The organism is Lentzea aerocolonigenes (assembly GCF_000974445.1).
Lineage (GTDB): Bacteria > Actinomycetota > Actinomycetes > Mycobacteriales > Pseudonocardiaceae > Lentzea > Lentzea aerocolonigenes.
Window position 1 is genome coordinate 474,760 of the sequence record NZ_BBOJ01000004.1, and the last position, 23,258, is coordinate 498,017.

Sequence of the window (23,258 nt, forward strand, 5' to 3'; positions counted from 1 at the left end):
ATCCTGTCAAATACGACAGCATGCTGTCAATGCCTCGCCAGCTAAGGTCTGCCCCATGGCAGACGAGCTGGTCCACTACGAGGTGCAGCGTGGCATCGCGACGATCACGCTGGACTCTCCCCACAACCGCAACGCCCTGTCCGCGCAGCTGCGCCGGGAGCTCAAGGAGCACCTGACCCGAGCAGCAAGCGACGACCAGGTGCGCGTGGTCGTGCTCACCCACACGGGCACCGTGTTCTGTTCCGGTATGGACCTCAAGGAGGCCGCCGGCGCGAGCGCGGGTGACCAGGGGGTCAACGAGTTCCCGGCGATCCTCGAGCAGATCTGGACCAGCCCCAAGCCGGTCGTCGCCGCGCTCAAGGGACCGGCCCGCGCCGGCGGGGTCGGCATCGTCGCGGCCTGCGACATCGCCGTCGCCGCCAACGAGGCCACGTTCGCGTTCAGCGAGGTCAGGATCGGCGTGGTCCCGGCCGTCATCTCGGTGACCGTGCTGCCGCGACTGCTCCCCCGCCAGGCCCACGAGCTGTTCCTCACCGGCGAGGCGTTCGACGCCCAGCGCGCCCAGGACATCGGCCTGCTCAACTCCGCCGTGCCGGTGGACGGCGTCGACGCCGAGGTCCGCCGCTACACCGACATGCTCGCGCTCGGCGCACCCGACGCGCTGGCCGCCACCAAGCAGATGCTCCAGCAGGAGCGGTCCACGAACCTCGGCGAGGTCTTCGCGGACATGCTGAAGCTGTCGGCGCAGCACTTCGGCGGGCCGGAGGGCCAGGAGGGCATCACGGCGTTCAAGGAGAAGCGCAAGCCCTCCTGGGTGCCTGCCGAGGACTAGAACCAGCCGGTGCACTCGATCACGCCCTGCGACGAACCGCAGGCGCGCATGACCTTGCCGTCGTTCTTGAACGGTTCGGTGTACTTCGCGGTGCCCGAGTCGATCCTGGTGTACCCGAGGAACCCCTCGTGCGAGTTGGCCGAGGGGTCCTTGCGGTCCGTCCAGATCTCCTCGCCGGGCGTGCCGTAGGAGATGCGGCCCCACGCGCACTTGGACTTGTTCGACGCGCGCAGCTCGATCACGCGGCCGTTCTGCATGGTCACCGGGTTGTCGCCGTCGATCGTCTCGAACGGCGTGAAAGGCCCCTCCTGCGAGCAGTCGGGGTCACCGGCGAACGAGACCGCCGGACAAAGCGCACCTACAACCACCACGACGCCGAGCGCACAGCTCAAGCGGCGGAATTGCGTTCCCATGGAGCTGCACTGTCCACTCCGGACAGGAAAACCGCAGTCCGAGTCACCGTTCCGTGCGAATCACCCGGATTTTTCTGTCACCTGATTCAGCGGTCCGTTTCGCAGCGTCACGCAGCACGTCCGCCACCGACGAGTCCAGGTCCGCGGGCACGACCAGCACGTACTCACCCTCGGGCAACCAGGAGAGATCGGTCAGGCTGTCGTACAACGCGTCCAGGTTCTGCCCGAACCACCCGGGAAAGTCCAGTGCCTGCGCAATGGCCGCGATGGCAGCCTTCTTCTCAGAAACGAGAATGTGTCGTTTCATTTGTTCACGTCCACCACGACGAACGTCGAATAGTGGTCGCCGGTGTAGAAGACTTCCTTTTCCGACCCGGTCACGATGCGCCGCGCACCGCGGTCCGGACTGCCGGGCGTCGGCACCGTGTACTCCTTGTAGTACCCGGACTTCTGCTGCGGCAGCCGCTTCTCCCGGTTCTCGAACGTCACGCCGTCGTTGCGCGGGTACGGGAACGGGCCCTTCGCCTCGATCAGCTTCCACGTCTTCGCGGCCTCGGCGGGCAGCTTCGACAGCGCCTGCACGTCCAGCCCGGACGAGGCGCCGGGAACCGCGACCGACGTGCTGGTCTGCGAGGAGCTGGGGGCCGGGCCGGACGTGTTGTCCTTGACGAACCACCCGACGACGACCAGCGCTACGAGCCCGACCAGTGCGACGGTCAGGCGACGACCAGGACTCACGCGGCGACCTTCTCCGGTTCGGGCTCCGGTTCCGGCGCCGTGTCAGCACCCGACGCCGGGTTCTTCGCACCCCAGTCCGCCACGCGGTCGATGAGCCGCGCCACGCCCAGGCAGAGCGGCAGCACCACGATCATCACCACGGGGAACTGCACGGCGACGGGCAGCTGCACGACCCACAGCTCGACCCCGTCCCACCACTGCACCAGCCAGTCCACCCGCCCCACCCTAGTCTCGTGACCGGTGTCACGGCATTTGCCCACGATCCAGGTGGGTATGTTGCGAACCATGTTCGCCGTTTACGCAGCAGAACCCAGTCCCGAGAACCCGCTGGCCTCGCTTCGCGTCGGCGAGCGCCCCGAACCCGAGGTTCCCGCCGGGTGGGTGCGCGTCGCGGTCAAGGCCGCCAGCCTCAACATGCACGACCTGTGGACGTTGCGCGGCGTCGGCATCAAGCCCGAGCAGTTCCCGATGATCCTGGGCTGCGACGGCGCCGGCACCCTCGACGACGGCACCGAGGTGGTGCTGCACTCCGTCATCGGCGACCCGGACTGGGCCGGTGAGGAGACGCTCGACCCGAAGCGCACGCTGCTCACCGAGAAGCACCAGGGCACGTTCGCCGACTACGTCACGGTCCCCGCCCGCAACGCGCTGCCCAAGCCCGCCGGCCTCTCGTTCGCCGAGGCGGCCTGCATGGGCACGGCGTGGCTGACCGCGTACCGGATGCTGTTCGTGAAGTCCGGTCTGCGCCCCGGCCAGACGATGCTCGTGCAGGGCGCGTCCGGTGGTGTGTCGACCGCGCTGATCCAGCTCGGCCGTGCCGCCGGTTTCCGGGTGTGGGTCACCGGCCGTTCCGAGGAGAAGCGCGCGCTGGCGACGAGTCTCGGCGCCCACGACGTGTTCGAGTCCGGCGCGCGCCTGCCCGAACGGGTCGACGCGGTGTTCGAGACCGTCGGCAAGGCCACCTGGTCGCACTCGATGAAGGCGCTCAAGCCCGGCGGCATCGTCGTGATCTCCGGCGCGACGTCCGGTGACGCCACGGCGGCCGAGCTGCAGCGGCTGTTCTTCCTGCAGCTGCGCGTGGTCGGCTCGACCATGGGCACGCGCGAGGAGCTGGGCGACCTGATGCGGTTCTGCGCGCTCAACGACCTCAGGCCGCAGATCGGCGCCGAGCTGAAGTTCGAGGACGCCGAGCAGGGCTTGAAGGCGATGCTGGACGGCGAGACCGCCGGCAAGATCGTGTTCACCCGGCCGTAGAAGGGTGCAAAACGCCCTGCTGGTCGTGACCAGAACGATCGGCCCGATCGCCGAGGCCGCGGAGCTCACCTCAAGGAGAAGCAGCCCACTCGGTGACGATGTGCTCGAGGGTGGGGAGCGGCACCGCGCCGCTTCCCACCACCAGGTCGTGGAACGCGCGCACGTCGAACCGCTCGCCCATCTTCGCCTCGGCCTCGGCGCGCACCCGCTGAATCTCCAGGCGCCCCACCATGTACGCCAAAGCCTGACCCGGCGTCTCGATGTACCGGTCGATCTCGGAGTTGATCTCGGGCACCGGCATGACGGTGTTCTCGCGCAGGTAGTCCACTGCCTGCTGCCGCGTCCAGCCGAACGCGTGGATCCCCGTGTCGACCACCAGCCGCCCGGCGCGCATCGCGTCGAGTCCGAGCATGCCGAGGCGTTGCTCGTCCGACGAGTACAGGCCCATCTCGTCGGCGAGCCGTTCGGTGTAGAGACCCCAGCCCTCCAAGTAGGCCTCGATGAACGCGAACCGGCGCATGTTGTGCATGTCGGTCTCGGCCGCGATCGACAGCTGGTAGTGGTGGCCCGGCACGGCCTCGTGGAAGGCCGTCACCTCGGACAGCGTGCGGCTGCGTTCGGTGGCGCCCAACGGGTTCAGCCAGTAGGTGCCGGGCCGGGAGCCGTCCAGCGGCGCGGGCTGGTAGAACGCGATGGGCGCCGTCGCCCGTTCCGCGGAGTCCACGGGACGTACCTGGCAGCCGACCCTCGGCATGCGGCCGAACCAGTTCGGCGCCTCGGCCTCGGCCCGCGCGATAGCCTCCTCGGCGCTCGCGATCATCTCGGCCTCGTTGTCCCACAACAGTTCCGTGCGCAGCCGGTGGAAGATCTCCGGCACGTCGCTGGTGCCCCACAACCGGGAACCGATCTCGGCGTACTCCTCGCGCAGCGACGCGATCAGGTCGAGACCGAGCCGGTGCAGCTCGTCCGGGGTGCGGGAGGTGGTGGTGTAGTTGCGGGCGAGGTTCGCGTAGTTGCGCTCGCCGTCCGGCAGCCAGCAGATGCCGGGCTTGTCGTCGCCGCGGCCGTCCTCGATCGAGTTCAGCACGTCGCGGAACCCGGCGACGGCCGTGCGGATCTCGGCGGAGTGGTCGCCTTCCCACTCCTGCACCGGGGAGGCCAGGAAGCTCTCCACGCGCTCGACGCCGGACCGCAGGTGCCGCCGCAGCGGCCTGCGGTCGGAGTCGCGGACCCGCTGGCCCGCCTGGTCGACGTACCGCGCGAACTTGTCGACGCGCTGGGAGACGTCCAGCTGCGACGCGAACATGAGCAGGCCGTTCACCGGCGCGCCCAGCCCGTTCGAGACGGTGTGCTCGACCAGCCGGGCGTCGATGCGGTCGACGATCGTCTGGCCCTGGTGCCTGATGACGCCGAGGGTCACGGGGTCCTCGTCGCTCGTCTCGGCCCGGCGCAGGATGTCGGCGACGCGGTCCCGCAGCGCGTGTTCGCCCTCGACGCTCAGGTCGTCGATCTTGTCGTCCCAGCCCGGCACGCCGAACATCGCGGCCCTGAACGGTTTGTAGTCCATGGCTGCCTGGAACATCTCATCAGCGAGCGACATCAGATCCTCTCCGACCAAGCGGTGACAAGGTTGCCGAGCGTGGACAACGGCACGGCGCCGTTCTCCAGCACCAGGTCGTGGAACGCCCTGATGTCGAACTTCGAGCCCATCGCCGCCCTGGCCTCCGCGCGCAGACGCAGGATCTCCAGGCGTCCCACCATGTACGCCAAAGCCTGCCCCGGCGCCTCGATGTACCGGTCGACCTCCGCGTTGATCTCCGGCTCGGACATGACGGTGTTCTCGCGCAGGTAGTCGACGGCCTTCTGACGTGACCAGCCGAACGCGTGCAGGCCCGTGTCGACCACGAGCCGCCCGGCGCGCATCGCGTCGAGCCCGAGCATCCCGAGCCGTGCCTCGTCCGACGAGTACAGGCCCATCTCGTCGGCGAGCCGCTCGGTGTAGAGGCCCCAGCCCTCCAGGTAGGAGTCGATGGACGCGAACTTGCGCAGGTTCGACAGCTCTGTCCCGGCGGCGATCGACTCCTGGAGGTGGTGGCCGGGCACCGCCTCGTGGAACGCCACGACCTCGGACAGCGTGCGGCTGCGTTCGATGGCGCCCAACGGGTTCAGGAAGTAGATGCCGGGACGGGACCCGTCGAGCGAGGCCTCCAGGTAGTACGCGAGCGGGGCGGACTCGCGGTCGATCTCCGGCACGAACCGGACCTCGCACCGCGCGTTCGGCATGCGGCCGAACCAGTTCGGTGCCTCGGCCTCGGCCCGTTCGATCGCCTCGACCGCGCTGCTGAGCATGTCGTCCTCGTTGGCCCACAACAGGTCCGTGCGCAGCCGCTGGAAGATCTCCGGCACGTCCGAGGTGCCCCAGACGCGCGAGCCGATCTCCGCGTACTCCTCGCGCAGCCGCGCCATCAGGTCGAGGCCCAGCTCGTGCAGCTCGGCCGGGGTGTAGGAGGCGGTCGTGTAGTCGCGGACCAGCTTGGCGTAGTTCGCCTCGCCCTCGGGCAGCCAGCACAGGCCCGCCTGCTCGTCGTCACGGCCGGGCAGTCCGAGCAGGACCTCCCGGAACCGGGCGAACGCCGGGCGCAGGTCCGCGTCACCCTCCCACTCCTGCTTCGGGGAGGCGAGGAACCGTTCGACGTGAGCCGCACCGTTCACCGCGTGCCTGCGCAACGGCCTGCGGTCGGTGCCCAGCAGGCGTTCCTCCGCCTGCTGGAGGAACCGCGGCACGAGGGGCAGCCGCTGGGAGAAGTCCGCCTGGGTCGCCACCGTGAGCAGTTCGGCGACCGGAGCGCTCAGCGAGGCGGCCACCGTGTGTTCGACGAGCCTGGCGTCGATCTGCGTGATGATCGAGGTCGCCTGGTGCCGGATCACGTCCCGCGCCACGGGATCCTCGTCACTGGAGTCGACGCGCCCGAGGATGTCGGTCAGCCTGGCGCGCAACGCCTGCTCGCCGTCGACACTGAGGTCGGCCAGCCGGTCGTCCCAGCCGGGCACGCCGACGACCGTGGCGAAGACCGGGTTCCAGTCCATCATCGCCTGGAACGTCTCGTCGGACAACGACATCAGAGCCTCCCCGACCACGCGGTGACCAGCTCGTCCAAAGTGGACAAGGGCACCGGGCCGCTGCCCACCACGAGGTCGTGGAAGGCTTTGACGTCGAACCGACCGGCCGTCCTGGACTCGGCCTCGGCTCGCAACCGCTGGATCTCGATGCGCCCCACCATGTACGCCAGCGCCTGGCCCGGCACCTCGATGTACCGGTCGATCTCGGACTGGATCTCCGGCTCCGGCATCACCGTGTTCTCGCGCAGGTAGTCCACGGCCTTCTGCCGCGACCAGCCGAACGCGTGCAGGCCCGTGTCGACCACCAGCCGTCCGGCGCGCATCGCGTCCGCCGACAGCATGCCGAGTCGCTGCTCGTCCGACGAGTACAGCCCCATCTCGTCCGCCAGGCGTTCGGAGTAGAGGCCCCAGCCTTCGAGGTAGGCCTCGATCGACGCGTACTTGCGGATGTTGGGCAGCTCGGTCTCGGCGGCGAGCGTCGTCTGGTAGTGGTGGCCCGGCACACCTTCGTGGAACGCGGTCGTCTCGGACTGGGTGCGGCTGCGTTCGGTGACACCCAACGGGTTCACCCAGTAGACGCCGGGACGGCTGCCGTCCAGTGGTGCCTGCATGTAGTACGCGATCGGCGCGGTCCCGCGTTCCGCCTCGTCGACGAGCTTGACCTCGCAGCCGACCTTCGGCATGCGGCCGAACCACTTCGGCGCCTCCGCCTCGGCCCGAGCAATGGCCTCCGCGGCGCTCGCGACCATGTCCTCTTCGTTGTCCCACAACAGTTCCGTGCGCAACCGGTGGAAGATCGCCGGCACGTCGGCCGTGCCCCACAGCCGCGAACCGATCTCGGCGTACTCCTCGCGCAACGCGGCGATCAGGTCGAGGCCCAGCTGGTGCAGCTCGGCGGGGGTGCGCGAGGTGGTCGTGTAGTCGCGGACCAGCTCGAGGTAGTTCTGTTCGCCGTCGGGCAGCCAGCACAGGCCCGCGTGGTCGTCGTCGCGGAGGTCGTCGAGGTTGAGCAGGGTTTCGCGGTAGCCGGCGATCGACGTGCGGATGTCGCTGGAACTGTCGCCTTCCCACTCCTGCGCGGGGGACGCCAGGAAGCCTTCGAGCCGTGCCGTGGTGCTCCGGACGTGCCGGCGCAACGGCCTGCGGTCGGAGTCGCGCACCCGTGCGGCCACCTGGCCGACGAACCGCGGCACCTGCTCGACCCGCTGGGACATGTCCACCTGCGGAGCCACTGCCAGCAGCTTGTTGAGCGGTGCGGCCAGCCCCTCCGCCACGGTGTGCTCGACCAGCCGTGCGTCGATCTGGTTGGTGATCGCCTGGGCCTGGTGCCTGATCACCGCGAGCGTGACGGGGTCCTCGTCGCTCGTCTCCGCACGGCGCAGGACGTCGGTGAGACGCTCACGGATCGCCTGGTCGCCGTCGAGGCTGAGGTCTTCGAGCCGATCGTCCCAGCCCGGCACACCGACCAGGGAGGCGAACAGCGGCTCCCGGTCCATGGCCACGGCGAACATGTCATCTGCGAGCGAGGTCACGCTCTCCTTCTTAGCCGCGACGGAAGCGCGACGCCAAGGAATTGACCACTTCGACGAGCTCGGTGTTGATCTTTCGCACGATCTCGGCCGCCGGTCCGGCCGTCGCGAGCGGGTAGGTCGTGCCCGCCCACAGCGACATGACCTCCAGGTCACCGGTCGCGCGCACCGGCTTGGTGAGGTGGTGGACGTTCGGGTACGCGGCGGGCGCGTGCGGGCTGTTCTCGATCAGGAACCGGTTGACCAGGCCTCGCGCCGGCCGTCCGCTGAACGCCCTGGTGAGCGCCGTGCGGCGGCCCCCTTCAGCGAGTGCTTCCCGGTGGGCGGCGGCGGTTCCGGCCTCGGGACAGCCGAGGAACGCGGTGCCGAGCTGCGCCGCGACCGCACCCGCGGCCAGCACGGCGGCGACGTCGGCACCGGTGACCAGGCCACCGGTCGCGATCACCGGGAGGTCGACGGCGCTGAGCACGAGCCGGATCGCGGCGAGCGTGCCGTAGAGCTCACCACCGCCGGGCGAGATGCCGTCGTCGGTGAACGTGCCGCGGTGCGCTCCGGCGTCCGCGCCCTGCACGCACAGGACGTCCGCGCCGATCTGCTTGGCCTGCCGCGCCTCGCTCGGTGTGGTGACCGTCACGACGATCGTGCTGCCGGTCGCCTTGAGGCGCTGCACGTCGTCGGCGTCGGGCAGGCCGAACGTGAACGACACGACCGGAACCCGCAGCGCCAGCACCAGTTCGAGCTTCGCCGCGTAGTTGTCGTCGTCCCAGCGCGGTTCACCCGGCACCGCACCGACCTTGTCGGCGTAGGCCGTGACTCGCTGCACGTAGGAGGAGATGTCCGCCGTCGGCCGTGTGCCGGGCACGAACAGGTTGACCCCGAACGGCTTGCTCGTGAGCTCGCTGGTCCGCTGGATCTTCTCCGCGAGCTGCTCGACGGTGATGTAACCCGCCGCGAGGAACCCGAACCCGCCTGCTTCGCTCACCGCGGCGACCAGCTCGGGGGTGGAGGCACCACCTGCCATGGGCGCGGCGATGACGGGCACGGCCAGCGTGTGGAACATGAGCACAACCTAGTTGGACGAGGCAGCCGATGCCCGCCGAAACACGTGTGTCCTTGATGACGCAACGAAGGTGCTACGCCGAACGGCGTCGTCGCCACGTCCACAGTGGACGCGGCGACGACGGGCCCGTCATCTAGGGCAGGGAGTCCAGATGAGGGGCAACCGTGTTGGCGAACTGCCAGTTGTTCGAGGCGTCCCAGTTGATCGACCAGGTCATCGCACCGCGGATCGACGGCCAGGTCGTGCTCGGCTTGAACGTTCCGCAGTTCGTGCCGCGGGCGAGGCAGCTGAGCGCGTTGTTGACGTTCGACGGCGACTGGTAGCCACCGCCGGCCCCCGACGGTGACGCGGGCAGGCCGAGGCCGACCTGGTCGGGACGCAGACCGTTCTGCAGCTGGATGCACGCGAGCGCGGTCAGGAAGTTGACCGTGCCCTGGCTGTAGACCTGCTGGTCGCAGCCGAGCATCGAGCCGGAGTTGTAGTACTGCATGTTGACGATGGTCAGGATGTCCTTCACGGCCAGCGCGAGCTTGAAGTACTCAGCGCCGGTGCTCTGCATGTCGATCGTCTGCGGCGCCATGGTGATGACGGTGCCGCCACCGGCGTGGATGCCGCGCAGCGCCTGGGCCATGTAGGTGGAGTTGACGCCGTTCTCGAGGTCGATGTCGACGCCGTTGAAGCCGTAGTTGGCGATCAGCGACTTGACGCTGTTGGCGAAGTTGGTCGCCGAGGTGTTGTCGTTGACGCTGATGGTGCCGTTCTGGCCGCCGACGCTGATGATCACCTTCTGGCCGCGGCTCTGCAGGGTCCTGACATCGGCCTTGAACTGCGCGTCGGTGTAGCCGCCGAGCTGGCTGCTCAGACCGGAGTCGAGGTTGAACGCGACCTGTCCCGGCACGCCCGTCGCGTCGGCGAACGAGACCGCGACGATGTCGTAGGTGGTGGGGACGTCCGCCAGCTTGAGCGCGCGCGCTCCGTTGTAGAAGTTCTGCCAGTAGCCCGTCAGGACGTGCTTGGGAAGTCCGGTGTTCGGCGGGTTGCTGGTCGTGGTGGTGGTAGTGGTCGTGGTCGTCGTGGTGGTGGTTGTCGTGCTCGTAGTCGTAGGTGGTGTGCCAGGACCGTCGAGGTTGACGTCGTCGGCGTAGTAGGCGGGCTGGCCGTACCAGCCGTGCAGGTAGATCGTGACGCTGGTGGCGCTGCCGCTCGTGAAGTCGACGGTGAGCTGCTGGAAACCGCTCGTGCCCGGCGTCCAGGTGCTCTTCTCCACGCCGCCGGTGACGCCGAGGTAGACGTAGCTGCCCTGCACCCACGCGGTCAGCTTGTAGGCCGTGTTCGGTTGCACCGTCACGGTTTGCTGGCACCGCGCGTTGCTCTGCCCGGCGGGCGCGCCCTGCAGCGCGTAGTTGCCGGTGCGCTTGGTGCTCGTGGTGACGCTCGTGCCCTCGGTGCAGGTCCAGCCGCTCAGGTTGCCGGCCTCGAAACCGCTGTTGGCGGCGAGGTTCGCGGCGACGGCGCTGCCGTTGATCACCAACACCAGACCGGCACAGGCGAACAGCGCGGACAGCAGCGCTATCGCTGCTCGTCTGGTCTTGGACATGGTCCACCTCCACACATCATGCGGCGGCCATGTTGTGAGTTGGACTAAAAATGGACTAGACCACTACGCCCGGTCAAGCGTTGCACTGGTCATCGGAGGTATTTAAGGTGAGGGTGCCGCCGCCTGTTGCCGAGGAGTGACATGCGCGTACTGGCTGTTCTGGCTTTGTTGTTGGGGTTGACCACACCAGCTACCGCTTCGCCCGGCTGGGTCGCCGCCTGGGGCTCGGCGATGCAGACACCGGTTTCATCGGATGTCAGCGGCACGTCCTACACGGTCCGGAACGTCGTCCGGCTGACCGCGGGCGGCTCGACGGTGCGGGTGAGGCTGTCGAACGTCTTCAGCTCCGGCGACCTGACCGTCGGCAAGGTGTCGGTGGCACCGGCCGGAACCGGTGCCGCGCTGGGAACGCAGGCCCGGCGGGTGACGTTCCGCGGCCGCGAGTCCGTCGTCGTACCGCGAGGCGGTGAGGTGCTCTCCGACCCCGTGGCGCTGCGCACGGTCGCGGACTCCTCCGTGGCCGTCTCGATCTGGGCGTCGTCGGCACCCGCCGTCGCGACGTACCACCGGAGTGCGTTGTCCACCAACTACGTGGCACAAGGCGACCACGCACGAGACCTCGACGGTGCGGCGTTCACGCAGAAGGTCTCGTCCTGGTACTACCTGTCCGAGGTGGCCGTGACATCACCGGTGCGCGGATCCGTGGTGGCACTGGGCGACTCGATCACCGACGGCTCCGGCTCCACCGGCGGTGCGCATCGGCGGTGGACCGACGTGCTCGCCTCACGGACCGCGCTCGGCGTCGTGAACTCCGGGATCTCCGGCAACCAGTTCCTCCGCGACGACACCTACGGCGTGTCCGGGATCTCGCGCACGCCCCGCGACGTGCTGGCGAGGTCCGGCGTGCGGACGTTGATCGTGCTGGAGGGGATCAACGACATCAAGGCCAAGCCGGACGCCACGTTCGAAGAGCTGCGCGACGGCTACCTCCGAGTCATCTCTCTCGCGCACTCTCACGGCGTACGAGTACTCGGCGGAACCATCACGCCGATGGGCGGCTACGCGAACTACACCGACGCGCGCGAGGCCGTGCGTTCGGCGGTGAACTCCTGGATCCGTTCATCGGGCGCGTTCGACGGTGTCGTGGACTTCGATGCTGCCGTGCGAGACCCTGCGCGCCCGACCTGGTTGCGCGAAGAGTTCGCACGGCCAGACCGCTTGCATCTGACCGATGCGGGCTATTCGGCCATGGGCCAAGCGGTGGACGTGTCGCTGCTTTAGCTTGATGCGCGTGTTCACCCTCGAAGACGCCATCACGATCGCCACCGCGGCCCACGACGGCCAGGTCGACAAGTCGGGCCGGCCGTACATCGGACATCCGTTGCGGGTCATGGCGTCCGTGACGGGTGAACACGCGCAGATGGTCGCCGTGCTGCACGACGTCATCGAGGACACGACGGTGACGGCCTCGGATCTGCTCGCACGTGGATGTCCTGCCGTTGTTGTTGACGCGGTCGTGGCCCTGTCACACCTGCCGGGCGAACCGCAGGAGGACTACCTGCGCCGGGTGGCCGCGGACCCGCTGGCGGTGACCGTGAAGCGCGCGGACATCGCGGACAACCTGTCGCCGACGCGGCTGGCCCGTCTGGACGCCGCCACGCAAGATCGCTTGAAGATCAAGTACGCGCGGGCGCTGGGGTTGCTCGACGAGTTCGTGAGTTAACTAACCTTCTTCATCGGTACAGGTCGCCTGAACAGGGTGTATTATCGAACCGTAACCAAGATTGGAAGGACGAAATGACCCGCCACGACCTGTCCGTGAAGTCCCTGCGCTCGAGCCTGGCCTCCCGCCGCGACGCTCGCCTTCAGCGCCGGAGCCTGGAGCGGCAGTTGGCCAGCTACACCACCGAGAGCGACCGGCTCGAACTGGACGCCATCATGTCGCGCCACAGCGCCGACGAGACGAGCGAGCTCCGTTCGATCATCAACCGGCAGGCGATGGACCGCCTGATGCGCACCGCCTGACGAGGTATCCCTGGGCCACCCCCGGCAACGTTGCCGCGGGTGGCCTTCGCGTTTCCCGGCAACCGTGAACGGGTGCCCCGTGCGGCACGACGGCGATAACGTCCGGCCATGCGTCGCATCCTTGCCACGGCGTTGGCCGTGCTCGCGCTGGTGCCGGTATCCGCGGCGAAGGCCGACCGGGTGGTCACGGACTACCAGGACCCGCTCCAGGCGATTCCCGCGGTGAGCCGGCCGCCGACGAAGTCCTGCACGGTCACGGCGATGCGACACACGTTCGCGAACTCGTACGGGCAGCCGTTCGTCGGCACGCTCGCGCCACCGCCGGAGTGCGCCGGACCGTGGACGAAGGTCGTGCTGGACTGGACGGGGCGCAGCAAGGGGCGTCAGTTCGACCGGCTCGCCGGGTTGTGGATCGGCGGGGCGGAAGTGCTGCGGACCTCGACCCCGGAGCCGGATCCGTCGGGCATCGTGTGGCACTTCGACCGGGACATCACGGCTTTCGCACCGCTGCTGACCAAGGCGCAGCCGTTCGTGGTGGATCTCGGCAACGTCGTGAACGACACCTACACCGGGCTGTTCGACATCGAGGTCACCGTCACCTACTACCAGGCGACGAAGAAGTACCCGGCTCCCGCTCAGGCCGACGTCGTGCTGCCCCTCTCCGCCGATGCCACCCGGCCCGGCTGGCAGTTCCTCAAGGACGGCAAGAACTTCACGAAGCAGCTCACCGTTCCGCCGAACACCGCGAAGCTGACCGCCGAGATCTACGCGCGGGGTGGCGGCTGCGAGGAGTTCTGGTGGTCGAACGTGCCGAGCGACCTCGCCGCCCGGTTCCCGGACGCCGGACTGTGCGGTGGCGGAAGCTATCGCGAGGTCGAGGTGCGCGTCGACGGACGGCCCGCCGGCGTGGTCGCCCCGTACTCGGTGATCTACACCGGTGGGGTGGCGCCGATGCTGTGGCGGCCGATCTCGGCCATCGACGCGATCGACACGCTGCCGTACACGATCGACCTGAGCCCGTTCATCGGCACGTTGACCGACGGGAAGGCGCACACGATCGATCTCGTACCGCCGCGCGGGATCGTCGACGACTGGACGCTGGGCGGAAACCTGTTCGCCACCACGGATCCGCGCGTTCAGCGGGTGACCGGGACGTTGACCGCCGCGGACGTACCCGCCGCTTCGGTGCGGACATCCACGACCGGCACCGACCTGGACGTGACGATCAGGACGCAGGTGCGGCGGGCCTGGCGGACCAGCGGAGTGATCAGGACCTCCCACGGCACGCAGCAGGTCTTCTCCCAGGGCGCCTGGACGTTCGACAACACCACCTCGCTCGCCGAGAAGGCGACCAAGCAGAAGACCGCGCAGAGGGTGACCGGCGCCTACACGTCGAAGGGCAGGCTCGACGGGTTCGACTTCCCGCTCGACGTGGACGTCACCCAGAACATCGTGAACGACAACAACTACCGCATCGACGCGGAGGTCCACATGGGACGTCGTTTGTGGACGGTCGGCGACCGGGCGAGGTTCAGCGACGACACCCTCGACACGCAGGGCGGCTTCGGGCGGACCAACGGGGTGCTCACCTACGCGGACGGGTCGTCCAGCGAGCGCTGGCGCGGCACGGTGGACGGCCGCTTCCACCAGCGCACGCTGAAGACCGAGCACGGGTACGTGGTCGCTCAGTAAAGACGTTTGATGGTCAAGACGTTGTCTTTGCGCGACTCTTCCTGACCGTCCGGCCCGACCAGGGGCCGCTCGACCACCTCATCCGTGATGACGATCCAGTTGTCCTTGAGCCCGAGGTGGTCGAGCACGTCCTTGGTCGTCGGGAAGTAGTAGTGCTGGTGCTCGGACCACGACGGCGCGCCCGCGTGCCCGCCGACGATCAGGTACCCGCCCGGTGCCACCGCCTCCGAGGCCCTCTTCAGAATGCTGTTCCGCTCGCCGTCCTCCTCGACGGGCGAGTGCAGGAACTGCGCGCTCACCAGGTCGTAAAGACCTTCCGGGAACGTCACCTTGAGGTCGTGCCGCTCCACCGCGATCTCGACGCCCGCGTCGTACGCGTGCTTCAGGGCGCGGTCCAGCGCGACCTGGGACACGTCGACACCGAGAACCCGCCACCCTCTCTTCGCGAGCCACACGGCGTCGCCGCCCTCGGCGCACCCGATGTCCAGCGCGCTGCCCGGCGTCAGCCGCTCGGCCTCCCGCACCAGCAACGGGTTCGGCCTGCCGGACCAGACCTGGTCCCGCTCCGAGTAGAAGGACTCCCAGAACTCCTGCGCTGTCGTCATGCTCCCAAGGTGCTCCCAGCGGCCCGAAAACAGCAACTTACGTTGCCGTCTTGGCAACACCCGGGCCCGGCAGCAGATCGACGTCGCCCCCGCGCATCGGCTCACCGCAGCGGTCGCACCGCAGCTCGACGTCGGCGATCTGCCCGCACGCGTGGTGCCGGTAGAGCACCGGGGGCCCTGCCGATCCCGCGAGCCACCGGTCGCCCCACGACTTCATGACCATCAACAGGTCGACCAGTTCCAGCCCCTTCGGCGTCAACAGGTACTCGTAACGCGGCCGCGCGTCATACGGACGACGCTCCAGCACACCCTGCTCCACCAGGTGGTTCAGCCGCTCGGTCAGCACCTTGCGCGAGATCCCGAGGTCGGCCTGGAGCTGCTCGAACCGGCTCATCCCGACCCACACGTCCCGCAGGATCAGCGGCGACCAGGGCTCCCCGATGACGTCGAGCGTGCGCGCGATCGAGCACGCCATCCCGCTGAAGCTCGTCCGTTGCATGCGACCACTCTAGCAACTCGGGGTTCCCTTAAGGAACTCAACTCTGCTACGGTCTTGGAGTCTCTTGAAGGAACTCAAAGGAGCCTCGGATGAGCAAGATCCTGTGCGCCCTCTCCGTCTCGGTCGACGGCTACATCACCGGCCGTGATCCCCGCCCCGGTCACGGGCTCGGCGACGGCGGCATGCTCTTCGACTGGTACTTCGACGGCGACACCCCGAGCCAGGAGTTCGACGGGTTCAAGCTGAGCGAGGACAGCGCGAAGGTCTTCGACTTCCACGCAGGCCGCGTGGGCGCGGTCGTCGCCGGCCGCAACACCTACGAGGACTCCGACCGGTTCGGCGGCGGCAGCCCACATCCGAACGCGGCGCTCGTCCTGCTCAGCCACCGCCCGGCCGAGGTCACCGAACGGCAGACGCTCGCCACCACCATCGAGGACGCGGTCGCTCGGGCGCGGGAACTGGCTGACGGCAAGGACATCGGCCTCATGGGCGGCGGCGTGCTGAACGCGGCCCTGCAGGCGGGACTGGTCGACGAGATCGTGCTGCACCAGGTGCCCGTCCTGCTCGGCGGCGGCCGCCCGTTCTTCCAGGAGCTGCCGACACACGTGCGGCTGAACCTCGTCGACGTCGTGGCAGCTCCCGGCGTGACGCACCTCCGTTACGAGGTGCAGCGATGAACCCGGACGTCCGCGAGGTCCTCGACGGCACCCCGATCGCCCACCTCGCCACGCTCTTGCCCGACGGCGCACCGCACTCCGTGCCGCTGTGGATCGGCACGCACGGCGACCACGTCGTGATCCTCACCGGACCGAACTCGCAGAAGGCCCGCAACCTGCGCCGCGACCCGCGGGTGGCGATCTCGCTGACGCCGCCGGACAATCCGTTCCAGCCGGTGATCCTGCGCGGCCGGGTCGTCGAGTGGCTGGCAGGCGACGAGGCGTGGGAGATCGTCGACCGGATCGCCCGGAAGTACATCGGCGGGCCGTACTCGCGCGACGAGGAACGGGTCATCGCGTTGATCGAGCTGAACGCGTAGCAGCTCAGAACAGGGTCGGCGGCTCGATCGGCTCAGGCTCGGGCAGTGCCTCGAGGCCGGGCACGAGCGCCCGCACGTCGTCGTGGAACCGGCGGGCCAGCTCAGGCGCGATGTCGTTGTTGGGGGTGTGCACGAACACCGTCGGAGAGCGCCCCTCGCGCAGCCAGTCGGCGACGACCTCGGTCCACGGCCGCCACCCCTCGACCGTGTCCTCGACCGAGTCCCGGCCCAGGTAGCGGACGATCGGCTGGCCGGTCAGCGCCCGCGTCCGCCGCGGCAACCGGGGTTTGCGGTCCCAGGCCTCCTGCTCGGCCTCGCTGGTCGGCGGGCTGCGGAAGAAGGCCGTGGTGTCGAACGGCACCCACTCGGCGTCCACGCCGGCGAGCGCCCCCTCCAGCAGCGACGTCGCACCGGCGTCGGTGAAGAACACCGGGTGACGCACCTCCACGGCGCGTTGGAGGCCGGCGGGCAGCCTGCGCAGGAAGCGGCTCAGGGCGTCGACCTCCGTCGGGCCGAACGAGCCCGGCAGCTGGGTCCACAGGACCGCGCGTTCGCCGAGAGGTTCGATCGCGTCCAGGAACGCCCGCATCGGAGCCTCGACGCCGGCCAGCCGGCGCTCGTGCGTGACGACCTTGGGTAGCTTGACCACGAACCGGAAGCCGGGATCGGTCTGCCGTGCCCAGGTCTCGACCGTCTTCCGAGCGGGCGTCGCGTAGAACGTGGTGTTGCCCTCGACGGCGTTGCACCAGCCGGCGTAGGCCCGCAGTCGCTCCCCGGCGGGGTGCGAGTGCGGCATGTACCGCCCGAGCCACGCTTTGTGGTTCCACATCGCGCAGCCGACATGAAGACGTGCCACTACACCTGCTTCTCGCCCTGGGGCTCCTTGGTGGACAGTGCTACTTCAGGGTGCCCAGCAGTTCCGCGGGCGAGAACCGCACAGGGAACGGCTCCGTGGCTTCGAACACCTCGTCGGCCTTGACCACGACCGTCTGCTCGTACAAGCCGTCGGCGCCGAACTCGAACACGGTCAGCGTCGGCACGTCCGGATCGACAACCCAGTAGCTCGGCACACCGAGCCGCTCGTAGACCGCCTTCTTGGTGTTGAGGTCGTGGAGCGCGCTGCTCGGCGACAGGATCTCGACCGCGAGCAGCGGTGCCATCGGCAACAACTTGTCCGTGAGATCGCTGTCCCTGCAGACCAGCACGTCTGGCTGCACCTCCAGGGTGTGCGATGGCCGCACAGCGAATGGTGCGGCCAGCACGTGCAGATCGTCTGGACACACAGCGTCCAGCCTGCTCGTCAGCTTCACCGAGATCTTCTGGTGTCGAAACCCAGGCATGGGGCTCACCAGGAGCGTCCCGTCGATGAGTTCGTAACGGTGGCCGTCATCGGGCATGCCCTCCAGGTCCTCGACCGTAAAGGGACGTCCGTTCACGCCAATCGCCATGACTGTCATGGCCCCCTCCTCTCGGTGCTCCTGCCAACCGTCTCAGAGGGGTCTGACAGTTTTGACCCAAATCGGGACCTCACCGGTCGCGCCACCCGATCGTGTGACGCGGCCGAACGCGTGAGCTACTTCTTGCCCTTCGGCTCCTCAGTGGACAGTGCGGCGACGAAGGCCTCCTGCGGCACCTCCACGCGCCCCACCATCTTCATGCGCTTCTTGCCTTCCTTCTGCTTCTCCAGCAGCTTGCGCTTGCGGGTGATGTCACCGCCGTAGCACTTGGCCAGAACGTCCTTGCGGATCGCGCGAATCGTCTCGCGCGCGATCACGCGGGAGCCGATCGCGGCCTGGATCGGCACCTCGAACTGCTGCCGAGGGATCAGCTCGCGCAGCTTCGTGGCCATGCGCGTGCCGTAGCCGTACGCGTGGTCCTTGTGCACGATCGCGGAGAACGCGTCGACGGCCTCGCCCTGCAGCAGGATGTCGACCTTGACCAGGTCCGCCTCGGCCTCGCCGGCCTCTTCGTAGTCCAGCGACGCGTAACCGCGGGTGCGGGACTTCAGCGAGTCGAAGAAGTCGAAGATGATCTCGCCCAGCGGCATCGTGTAGCGCAGCTCGACGCGGTCCTCGGACAGGTAGTCCATGCCGCCGAGCTGACCGCGCTTGGCCTGGCAGAGCTCCATGATCGCGCCGATGTAGTCCGACGGCGCGATGATCGTGCACTTGGTGACGGGCTCGTACACCTCGGCGCGCTTGCCCTCCGGCCAGTCGGACGGGTTCGTCACGACGTGCTCGGTGCCGTCTTCCATGATCACGCGGTAGACGACGTTCGGGGCCGTGGAGATGAGGTCGAGACCGTACTCGCGCTCGAGCCGGTCGCGGGTGATCTCCAGGTGCAGCAGGCCGAGGAAGCCGCAGCGGAAACCGAAGCCGAGAGCGGCGGAGGTCTCCGGCTCGAACGTCAGCGCGGCGTCGTTGAGCTGGAGCTTCTCCAGCGCCTCGCGCAGCTCCGGGTAGTCGGAGCCGTCGACCGGGTACAGGCCGGAGTAGACCATCGGGCGGGGCTCGCGGTAGCCGGCGAGCGGCTCGGAGGCGCCCTTCTTCTCGGACGTGACGGTGTCGCCGACCTTGGACTGGCGCACGTCCTTCACGCCGGTGATCAGGTAGCCCACCTCGCCGACGCCGAGGCCGCGGGACGGCTTGGGCTCGGGCGAGACGATGCCGACCTCGAGGATCTCGTGGGTGGCACCCGTCGACATCATCTTGATGCGCTCGCGCGGCGTGATCTTGCCGTCGACGACCCTGATGTACGTCACGACGCCGCGGTAGGTGTCGTAGACCGAGTCGAAGATCATCGCGCGGGCCGGGGAGTCCGCCTCGCCGACCGGGGCCGGGACCTTCTTGACGACCTCGTCCAGCAGCTCGCCGACGCCGAGACCGGTCTTCGCCGAGACGCGCAGCACTTCCTCCGGCTCGCAGCCGATGATGTGCGCGATCTCCTTCGCGTACTTGTCCGGGTCCGCGGCGGGCAGGTCGATCTTGTTCAGCACCGGGATGATGGTGAGTTCGTTCTCCATCGCCAGGTACAGGTTCGCGAGCGTCTGCGCCTCGATGCCCTGCGCGGCGTCGACCAGCAGCACGGCGCCCTCACAGGCCTCCAGCGCGCGGGACACCTCGTAGGTGAAGTCGACGTGGCCAGGCGTGTCGATCATGTGCAGGACGTGGTCCTGCCCGTCGACCTGCCACGGGAGGCGCACGTTCTGCGCCTTGATGGTGATGCCGCGCTCCCGCTCGATGTCCATCCGGTCGAGGTACTGAGCGCGCATCGCCCGCGCCTCGACCACGCCGGTGATCTGCAGCATCCGGTCGGCCAGCGTGGACTTGCCGTGGTCGATGTGAGCGATGATGCAGAAGTTCCGGATCAGCTCCGGCGGCGTGAAGGTCGTGTCGGCGAACGTGGTCAAGGTGGTCCTCAGCAGGAAATCGGACGGGTGTCCCCTTATGGTCCCATAGTGGCCGGAGTGCCCTGCACCACTGGCTGGTCGAGGCCCCGCCGGGGCGCTCCCGGCTTCGCGTCACTCCGACGGCTCAGCGCATTCGGAACCCGCATGGACCGGTCGGGGCTTTCGGCTCTGTGCGCGTAATGCGCTCCTCCCCCAGGATTTTTCCGGGTCCGCATCAGAGGAAGGATCGCGGGCGGGGGAGGTCGTGCGATGCCGCGCGAAAACGTTCTGGTCGAAGAAGTCAGCGAGTTGACGCTCGTGGCCGCCGCGGAAACGCGCTATCACACCGTGGTGTTCGCCGGCGGCAGCAGTGCCCGGCTCGATCTGGAGGATTCCCGGGCGACCGGTTGGCTGGCCGCGCTGGAGCAGATGCGCGCGGCCGGCCTCGCCGCCTACGTGGAGGTCGATCCCGCCACCGGGGTGATCGTCGACGTGCTGTGCCCGCTCCCGGTCGTGGTCGGTGAGCTGCGGGAAAGCGACGACGGGGTCGACGTCGAACTGGTCGTCTCGCACGCGCGGCACCGGCTGTCGCGCACGAATCGTGAGTTCGGCGAGCTGCTGGCCGCGCTGCGCCGGGCGCAGGAGAACCAGGAACCGGTGCTCGTCACGGAAACCCTCGACGAGCACGAGATCATCGATGTCCGGCCCGACCCAAAAGTGCGCGCGGAAAGCGCGGGAACCGGTGAGAGCGAAGTTCTCGGCACACCGGTGACGCTCGCCAAGGCGAACGAGATGTTCACCCTCGTCAACAACCGCACGGCGTGTTCCGCGAACCCGATCGCACCGGGAATTCCTTTCACCTATCCCGACGACGGCTGCTGGGGCCGGGCGCACGAGATGTGCCGGTTGATGATCGGCGCCGGGGTGCAGCCGGACAAGGTGTGGATCTACGGCAACCTGCACGTGGTCAGCTTCAACAAGCCCGACTGCAACGTGTACTGGCGCTGGCACGTGGCACCGACGCTCACGCTCACGACCGGTGAGACGTACGTCGTCGACCCGGCGCTCTTCCCGAACCCCGTGCCGCGCGCGACCTGGGCGTCGGTGCAGGGCGACCCCGCCGCGACCCTGGTGCCGACCGGCGCGGACGTGTTCCACCGGTCGGCTGGCGGCGGCCTGACGTTCGACCCGACCTACAGCCAAACGAACACGGTGCTCGCGACGTGGCGCACCCAGCTGCAGCTCAGGGCGGCCGGCCCGAGCGGCCCGCCGCCGTACGCCAACTGCCTGGCCCTGCCGCCGCGCACGCAGTGGTTCGGCACCATCGCGGGCAACACGAGCCACCGGTGGTTCACCTTCGGCTGGCCGGCGAACTGGCACGTGGTGTGGACGATCATGCCGACGCTGATCTGCCCCGGCACGCCCACGCTCTCGTGGTCGGTCGCGGTCGAACGGGCCAGTGCCACTCAGGCCACCTACTGGATCACCGTGACCAACTCCAGCCCGCACACGGTCCGCTTCGAGGGCCGCTACGACGTTCTCAGCACCTGATCGGGGAACCGCCATGTGGACCGGAACGCAGTTCAGCGCAAGCCTCGCACCCAACACCTCGCACCGGTGGTTCACCTGGGGATGGCCGGTCGGGTGGCACGTCGTCTGGTACGTCATGCCCACGTCCGCGGTGTCCGGGGCACCGCAGCTGGACTGGGACGTCGCCGTCGAGCGGGCGAGCTCAACCCAGTGCACGTACTGGATCACGGTCAAGAACCTGACCGCCGCCACCGTCACCTTCGAGAGCCGGTTCGCCGTCCTTTCCTGAGAGGGAACCACCATGCGCATCGTGATCGAGATCGACGTCGACGAGCAGGACGTCGTGATCAGGGTCAACCGGGAGGGCAGGACAGCGGTGGTCGAGCCGCTCGCCGAGGACGGCGGCACGACGGACGCCGGCCCCGCCCCGCAGATCAACGACGAGTGACGCCTGCTCGTCTAAGGTGCGCTCGTGCTGATGAACGGTGAAGACCCCCGCCCCGCGCACGGTGCGGTGCGCGAGATCTACGACGCGGCGCAGGCCGCCAAGCTCGACTACTCGCCCCAGATGGACGGCGACGCCGACCCCGGCGAGGTCGTGTGGGCCTGGGTGCCGTTCGAGGAGGACGCCTCCCGCGGCAAGGACCGCCCGCTGCTGGTCGTGGGCCACGCGAACGGCGACCTGATCGCGCTGATGCTCTCCTCGAAGGAGCCGCGCGAGGACTACCTGGAGCTGGGCGCGGGCGCCTGGGACCGCGAGGGCCGGCCGTCCTACCTGCGCCTCGACCGCGTGTTCGCCCTCGACTCGGACGACGACATCCGGCGCGAGGGTGCCGTGCTGGCACCCGCCGCCTTCGGCCAGGTCGTGGACGCCCTACGCGAACGTCACGGCTGGCGCTGAACGAACGCACGCCACGCGGGTGCGCTGAACATCAGCGTGCCCGCGTCGGCGTTCTTGGAGTCACGAACCAGCACATCGGCAGCGAACGACACCTCGACACAATCACCACCCTCGGTTGCGCCGCTGTAGCTGCTCTTACGCCAGGTGCGGTCCTGAGACATCGAGATCCCCTCGCGGTTGGCCGACGTACTCCGCCAGCTTGCTCCGCGATTGTCCCGCATCCAAGGCGACCTGTTCCAGGTAGTCGAACAGAAGCCTGGTCCTGGCGATCGCACCTGGATCTTGCACGAACACGTTCACCAGATCGGCCTCGCAGTAGGCCACCGACTTCGCCGTCTCGTACTCCCACAGGACGCAACCAAGCGAGGGAATCACGACCTCCGCGGGCACCACCCGGATGGAGTCCGCGTCGAACAAGAGGCGGGCGTACTGGTCGGCCATGACCCCGTGATCCCCGACTCGCTGCCGCAGCGCCAAGTGAGGTCGACTCGGAGCGCCCTGTCAGCATTGCTGCTGGTGGGTTTCTCCGAGCCGCCTCCCGAACCCGGCGTGCCCATTACTGAGCACCGGGCTCTCCATGATTCCCGTGTGGACGATCGGGTCGCCTCATCCGATGGCCGCCCAGGGCGTAGGAATACGGGCTCCTCGATACCGGTAGCGAGTAGTGGACACCCGGCCCGGTTCGAACAGCCGTCCCCGCGCTGTGATCGGCCACCATCCGCCGCCGCAATAACGTCGGCGGAGCTGCTTCCACGTGATCCGGCGGTGTTTGCGTCGGATCCATCCAATGACCTGCCGCCAGGTGAGATGACTCAGCCAGTGGAAGGTCGAACTCGACACCCCCGGCTGGAAGTAGGCGCACCAACCCCGCAGAGCCGGGTTGAGCCGACTCAGCAAGACCGGAAGCGGCCGGTTGATGTCCTGTCGACACAACTTCTTCACCTTGCCCATGATCGCCTTGAGCGATTGCCGGGACGGATAGGTGTAGATGTAGCGCCGATCGCTGCCCTTCTGCCGATGACGCTGGATACGCCACCCC

The 23,258-nt window shown here is 68.4% G+C and carries 29 protein-coding genes; 12 read left to right on the forward strand and 17 right to left on the reverse strand.

Features of this window, described 5'->3' with window-relative positions:
* Window positions 1-55: 55 nt before the first annotated feature.
* The gene (locus AOM45_RS10635) at window positions 56-832 is read left to right on the forward strand and encodes an enoyl-CoA hydratase family protein (protein WP_030472068.1); all 777 of its coding nucleotides are present in this window, start codon (window positions 56-58) and stop codon (window positions 830-832) included.
* Here AOM45_RS10635 and AOM45_RS10640 read toward each other — a convergent pair.
* Genes AOM45_RS10640 through AOM45_RS10655 form a run of 4 tightly spaced genes read right to left on the reverse strand, consistent with a single transcriptional unit; the run spans window position 829 to window position 2,198 of the window.
* Window positions 829-1,245 (reverse strand): DUF2690 domain-containing protein, encoded by a 417-nt coding sequence (locus AOM45_RS10640; RefSeq protein WP_156094267.1) that lies wholly within the window; start codon window positions 1,243-1,245, stop codon window positions 829-831. The two genes, AOM45_RS10635 and AOM45_RS10640, sit on opposite strands and share 4 nt — an antisense overlap.
* Before the next feature lie 43 nt (window positions 1,246-1,288).
* Window positions 1,289-1,552 (reverse strand): barstar family protein, encoded by a 264-nt coding sequence (locus tag AOM45_RS10645; protein WP_051784455.1) that lies wholly within the window; start codon window positions 1,550-1,552, stop codon window positions 1,289-1,291.
* Window positions 1,549-1,983, reverse strand: a complete 435-nt coding sequence (locus AOM45_RS10650) for a guanyl-specific ribonuclease (protein WP_030472065.1) — start codon at window positions 1,981-1,983, stop codon at window positions 1,549-1,551. Before AOM45_RS10650 ends, AOM45_RS10645 begins: the two co-directional genes overlap by 4 nt.
* Window positions 1,980-2,198, reverse strand: coding sequence for a hypothetical protein (locus tag AOM45_RS10655; RefSeq protein ID WP_035912982.1), 219 nt, complete (start codon window positions 2,196-2,198; stop codon window positions 1,980-1,982). The genes AOM45_RS10650 and AOM45_RS10655 overlap by 4 nt, the downstream gene beginning before the upstream one ends.
* A gap of 70 nt (window positions 2,199-2,268) precedes the next feature.
* On the opposite strand from AOM45_RS10655, the gene AOM45_RS10660 reads away from it, so the two are divergent.
* Window positions 2,269-3,237, forward strand: coding sequence for a quinone oxidoreductase family protein (locus AOM45_RS10660; RefSeq protein WP_030472063.1), 969 nt, complete (start codon window positions 2,269-2,271; stop codon window positions 3,235-3,237).
* Between the two features lie 70 nt (window positions 3,238-3,307).
* Here AOM45_RS10660 and AOM45_RS10665 read toward each other — a convergent pair whose 3' ends face one another.
* From AOM45_RS10665 to AOM45_RS10685, 5 genes are all read right to left on the reverse strand, one after another.
* Entirely contained in the window at window positions 3,308-4,837 is a 1,530-nt protein-coding gene (locus tag AOM45_RS10665; protein ID WP_030472062.1) for a DUF885 domain-containing protein, read from the reverse strand.
* The gene (locus AOM45_RS10670) at window positions 4,837-6,357 is read right to left on the reverse strand and encodes a DUF885 domain-containing protein (RefSeq protein WP_030472061.1); all 1,521 of its coding nucleotides are present in this window, start codon (window positions 6,355-6,357) and stop codon (window positions 4,837-4,839) included. Before AOM45_RS10670 ends, AOM45_RS10665 begins: the two co-directional genes overlap by 1 nt.
* Window positions 6,357-7,889, reverse strand: coding sequence for a DUF885 domain-containing protein (locus AOM45_RS10675; RefSeq protein ID WP_030472060.1), 1,533 nt, complete (start codon window positions 7,887-7,889; stop codon window positions 6,357-6,359). The genes AOM45_RS10670 and AOM45_RS10675 overlap by 1 nt, the downstream gene beginning before the upstream one ends.
* A gap of 10 nt (window positions 7,890-7,899) precedes the next feature.
* Window positions 7,900-8,946 carry an NAD(P)H-dependent flavin oxidoreductase gene (locus tag AOM45_RS10680; RefSeq protein ID WP_030472059.1) on the reverse strand — a complete coding sequence of 349 codons (1,047 nt, stop codon included), beginning with the start codon at window positions 8,944-8,946 and terminating at the stop codon, window positions 7,900-7,902.
* 133 nt (window positions 8,947-9,079) lie between these two features.
* Entirely contained in the window at window positions 9,080-10,543 is a 1,464-nt protein-coding gene (locus AOM45_RS10685; RefSeq protein WP_030472058.1) for a chitinase, read from the reverse strand.
* A gap of 141 nt (window positions 10,544-10,684) precedes the next feature.
* On the opposite strand from AOM45_RS10685, the gene AOM45_RS10690 reads away from it, so the two are divergent.
* The 4 genes from AOM45_RS10690 (at window position 10,685) to AOM45_RS10705 (ending at window position 14,260) form a co-directional block, all read left to right on the forward strand.
* Window positions 10,685-11,824 carry an SGNH/GDSL hydrolase family protein gene (locus AOM45_RS10690; protein WP_030472057.1) on the forward strand — a complete coding sequence of 380 codons (1,140 nt, stop codon included), beginning with the start codon at window positions 10,685-10,687 and terminating at the stop codon, window positions 11,822-11,824.
* Window positions 11,825-11,834: 10 nt separating this feature from the next.
* Window positions 11,835-12,266: a phosphohydrolase gene (locus AOM45_RS10695; protein ID WP_236703285.1), complete on the forward strand. Its 432-nt coding sequence runs from the start codon at window positions 11,835-11,837 to the stop codon at window positions 12,264-12,266.
* Between the two features lie 74 nt (window positions 12,267-12,340).
* A complete protein-coding gene (locus AOM45_RS10700; protein WP_030472055.1) occupies window positions 12,341-12,568 on the forward strand; it encodes a hypothetical protein in 228 nt (75 codons plus the stop codon).
* 108 nt (window positions 12,569-12,676) lie between these two features.
* Window positions 12,677-14,260, forward strand: a complete 1,584-nt coding sequence (locus AOM45_RS10705) for a peptide-N4-asparagine amidase (RefSeq protein ID WP_051784453.1) — start codon at window positions 12,677-12,679, stop codon at window positions 14,258-14,260.
* Here AOM45_RS10705 and AOM45_RS10710 read toward each other — a convergent pair.
* Window positions 14,254-14,865 carry a class I SAM-dependent methyltransferase gene (locus tag AOM45_RS10710; RefSeq protein ID WP_030472053.1) on the reverse strand — a complete coding sequence of 204 codons (612 nt, stop codon included), beginning with the start codon at window positions 14,863-14,865 and terminating at the stop codon, window positions 14,254-14,256. The two genes, AOM45_RS10705 and AOM45_RS10710, sit on opposite strands and share 7 nt — an antisense overlap.
* Window positions 14,866-14,902: 37 nt before the next feature.
* Window positions 14,903-15,364, reverse strand: a complete 462-nt coding sequence (locus AOM45_RS10715) for a winged helix-turn-helix transcriptional regulator (protein ID WP_030472052.1) — start codon at window positions 15,362-15,364, stop codon at window positions 14,903-14,905.
* A gap of 89 nt (window positions 15,365-15,453) precedes the next feature.
* Between AOM45_RS10715 and AOM45_RS10720 the strand changes: the two genes are divergently transcribed.
* Window positions 15,454-16,041 (forward strand): dihydrofolate reductase family protein, encoded by a 588-nt coding sequence (locus tag AOM45_RS10720; RefSeq protein ID WP_030472051.1) that lies wholly within the window; start codon window positions 15,454-15,456, stop codon window positions 16,039-16,041.
* Window positions 16,038-16,400 carry a PPOX class F420-dependent oxidoreductase gene (locus AOM45_RS10725; RefSeq protein WP_030472050.1) on the forward strand — a complete coding sequence of 121 codons (363 nt, stop codon included), beginning with the start codon at window positions 16,038-16,040 and terminating at the stop codon, window positions 16,398-16,400. Before AOM45_RS10720 ends, AOM45_RS10725 begins: the two co-directional genes overlap by 4 nt.
* A gap of 4 nt (window positions 16,401-16,404) precedes the next feature.
* Here AOM45_RS10725 and AOM45_RS10730 read toward each other — a convergent pair whose 3' ends face one another.
* From AOM45_RS10730 to lepA, 3 genes are all read right to left on the reverse strand, one after another.
* Window positions 16,405-17,256 (reverse strand): DUF72 domain-containing protein, encoded by an 852-nt coding sequence (locus AOM45_RS10730; RefSeq protein ID WP_500789294.1) that lies wholly within the window; start codon window positions 17,254-17,256, stop codon window positions 16,405-16,407.
* A gap of 40 nt (window positions 17,257-17,296) precedes the next feature.
* On the reverse strand, window positions 17,297-17,857 hold the full coding sequence (locus tag AOM45_RS10735) for a Uma2 family endonuclease (protein ID WP_030472048.1): 561 nt from the start codon (window positions 17,855-17,857) through the stop codon (window positions 17,297-17,299).
* A gap of 116 nt (window positions 17,858-17,973) precedes the next feature.
* Window positions 17,974-19,809 (reverse strand): translation elongation factor 4, encoded by a 1,836-nt coding sequence (gene lepA / locus AOM45_RS10740; protein WP_030472047.1) that lies wholly within the window; start codon window positions 19,807-19,809, stop codon window positions 17,974-17,976.
* 249 nt (window positions 19,810-20,058) lie between these two features.
* On the opposite strand from lepA, the gene AOM45_RS51710 reads away from it, so the two are divergent.
* The 4 genes from AOM45_RS51710 to AOM45_RS10755 are packed head-to-tail and all read left to right on the forward strand — an operon-like array spanning window position 20,059 to window position 22,219.
* The gene (locus AOM45_RS51710; protein WP_162185739.1) at window positions 20,059-21,339 is read left to right on the forward strand and encodes a protein-glutamine glutaminase family protein; all 1,281 of its coding nucleotides are present in this window, start codon (window positions 20,059-20,061) and stop codon (window positions 21,337-21,339) included.
* 13 nt (window positions 21,340-21,352) lie between these two features.
* Window positions 21,353-21,607 carry a hypothetical protein gene (locus tag AOM45_RS10750; protein WP_030472045.1) on the forward strand — a complete coding sequence of 85 codons (255 nt, stop codon included), beginning with the start codon at window positions 21,353-21,355 and terminating at the stop codon, window positions 21,605-21,607.
* 12 nt (window positions 21,608-21,619) lie between these two features.
* The gene (locus AOM45_RS50710) at window positions 21,620-21,766 is read left to right on the forward strand and encodes a hypothetical protein (protein WP_156094266.1); all 147 of its coding nucleotides are present in this window, start codon (window positions 21,620-21,622) and stop codon (window positions 21,764-21,766) included.
* Window positions 21,767-21,796: 30 nt separating this feature from the next.
* Entirely contained in the window at window positions 21,797-22,219 is a 423-nt protein-coding gene (locus AOM45_RS10755; RefSeq protein ID WP_030472044.1) for a type II toxin-antitoxin system PemK/MazF family toxin, read from the forward strand.
* Here the strand turns inward: AOM45_RS10755 and AOM45_RS53770 are convergent.
* The 3 genes from AOM45_RS53770 to AOM45_RS49345 form a co-directional block, all read right to left on the reverse strand.
* The gene (locus tag AOM45_RS53770) at window positions 22,204-22,311 is read right to left on the reverse strand and encodes a DUF397 domain-containing protein (protein ID WP_346004605.1); all 108 of its coding nucleotides are present in this window, start codon (window positions 22,309-22,311) and stop codon (window positions 22,204-22,206) included. The two genes, AOM45_RS10755 and AOM45_RS53770, sit on opposite strands and share 16 nt — an antisense overlap.
* 43 nt (window positions 22,312-22,354) lie before the next feature.
* Window positions 22,355-22,696: a Scr1 family TA system antitoxin-like transcriptional regulator gene (locus AOM45_RS50715; RefSeq protein ID WP_030472043.1), complete on the reverse strand. Its 342-nt coding sequence runs from the start codon at window positions 22,694-22,696 to the stop codon at window positions 22,355-22,357.
* A 129-nt stretch (window positions 22,697-22,825) separates the two neighbouring features.
* Window positions 22,826-23,258 (reverse strand): group II intron maturase-specific domain-containing protein (locus AOM45_RS49345; protein WP_304607980.1); only part of this gene is annotated, 433 nt, incomplete at its 5' end.

Excerpts from the sequence above, each read along its gene's own strand:
- AOM45_RS10635 (WP_030472068.1), top strand. The coding sequence starts at position 56 with ATGGCAGACGAGCTGGTCCACTACGAGGTGCAGCGTGGCATCGCGACG.
- AOM45_RS10640 (WP_156094267.1), bottom strand. The coding sequence starts at position 1,245 with ATGGGAACGCAATTCCGCCGCTTGAGCTGTGCGCTCGGCGTCGTGGTG.
- AOM45_RS10645 (WP_051784455.1), bottom strand. The coding sequence starts at position 1,552 with ATGAAACGACACATTCTCGTTTCTGAGAAGAAGGCTGCCATCGCGGCC.
- AOM45_RS10660 (WP_030472063.1), top strand. The coding sequence starts at position 2,269 with ATGTTCGCCGTTTACGCAGCAGAACCCAGTCCCGAGAACCCGCTGGCC.
- AOM45_RS10665 (WP_030472062.1), bottom strand. The coding sequence starts at position 4,837 with ATGTCGCTCGCTGATGAGATGTTCCAGGCAGCCATGGACTACAAACCG.
- AOM45_RS10670 (WP_030472061.1), bottom strand. The coding sequence starts at position 6,357 with ATGTCGTTGTCCGACGAGACGTTCCAGGCGATGATGGACTGGAACCCG.
- AOM45_RS10680 (WP_030472059.1), bottom strand. The coding sequence starts at position 8,946 with ATGTTCCACACGCTGGCCGTGCCCGTCATCGCCGCGCCCATGGCAGGT.
- AOM45_RS10685 (WP_030472058.1), bottom strand. The coding sequence starts at position 10,543 with ATGTCCAAGACCAGACGAGCAGCGATAGCGCTGCTGTCCGCGCTGTTC.
- AOM45_RS10690 (WP_030472057.1), top strand. The coding sequence starts at position 10,685 with ATGCGCGTACTGGCTGTTCTGGCTTTGTTGTTGGGGTTGACCACACCA.
- AOM45_RS10700 (WP_030472055.1), top strand. The coding sequence starts at position 12,341 with ATGACCCGCCACGACCTGTCCGTGAAGTCCCTGCGCTCGAGCCTGGCC.
- AOM45_RS10705 (WP_051784453.1), top strand. The coding sequence starts at position 12,677 with ATGCGTCGCATCCTTGCCACGGCGTTGGCCGTGCTCGCGCTGGTGCCG.
- AOM45_RS10710 (WP_030472053.1), bottom strand. The coding sequence starts at position 14,865 with ATGACGACAGCGCAGGAGTTCTGGGAGTCCTTCTACTCGGAGCGGGAC.
- AOM45_RS10715 (WP_030472052.1), bottom strand. The coding sequence starts at position 15,364 with ATGCAACGGACGAGCTTCAGCGGGATGGCGTGCTCGATCGCGCGCACG.
- AOM45_RS10720 (WP_030472051.1), top strand. The coding sequence starts at position 15,454 with ATGAGCAAGATCCTGTGCGCCCTCTCCGTCTCGGTCGACGGCTACATC.
- AOM45_RS10725 (WP_030472050.1), top strand. The coding sequence starts at position 16,038 with ATGAACCCGGACGTCCGCGAGGTCCTCGACGGCACCCCGATCGCCCAC.
- AOM45_RS10735 (WP_030472048.1), bottom strand. The coding sequence starts at position 17,857 with ATGACAGTCATGGCGATTGGCGTGAACGGACGTCCCTTTACGGTCGAG.
- AOM45_RS51710 (WP_162185739.1), top strand. The coding sequence starts at position 20,059 with ATGCCGCGCGAAAACGTTCTGGTCGAAGAAGTCAGCGAGTTGACGCTC.
- AOM45_RS10750 (WP_030472045.1), top strand. The coding sequence starts at position 21,353 with ATGTGGACCGGAACGCAGTTCAGCGCAAGCCTCGCACCCAACACCTCG.
- AOM45_RS50710 (WP_156094266.1), top strand. The coding sequence starts at position 21,620 with ATGCGCATCGTGATCGAGATCGACGTCGACGAGCAGGACGTCGTGATC.
- AOM45_RS10755 (WP_030472044.1), top strand. The coding sequence starts at position 21,797 with ATGAACGGTGAAGACCCCCGCCCCGCGCACGGTGCGGTGCGCGAGATC.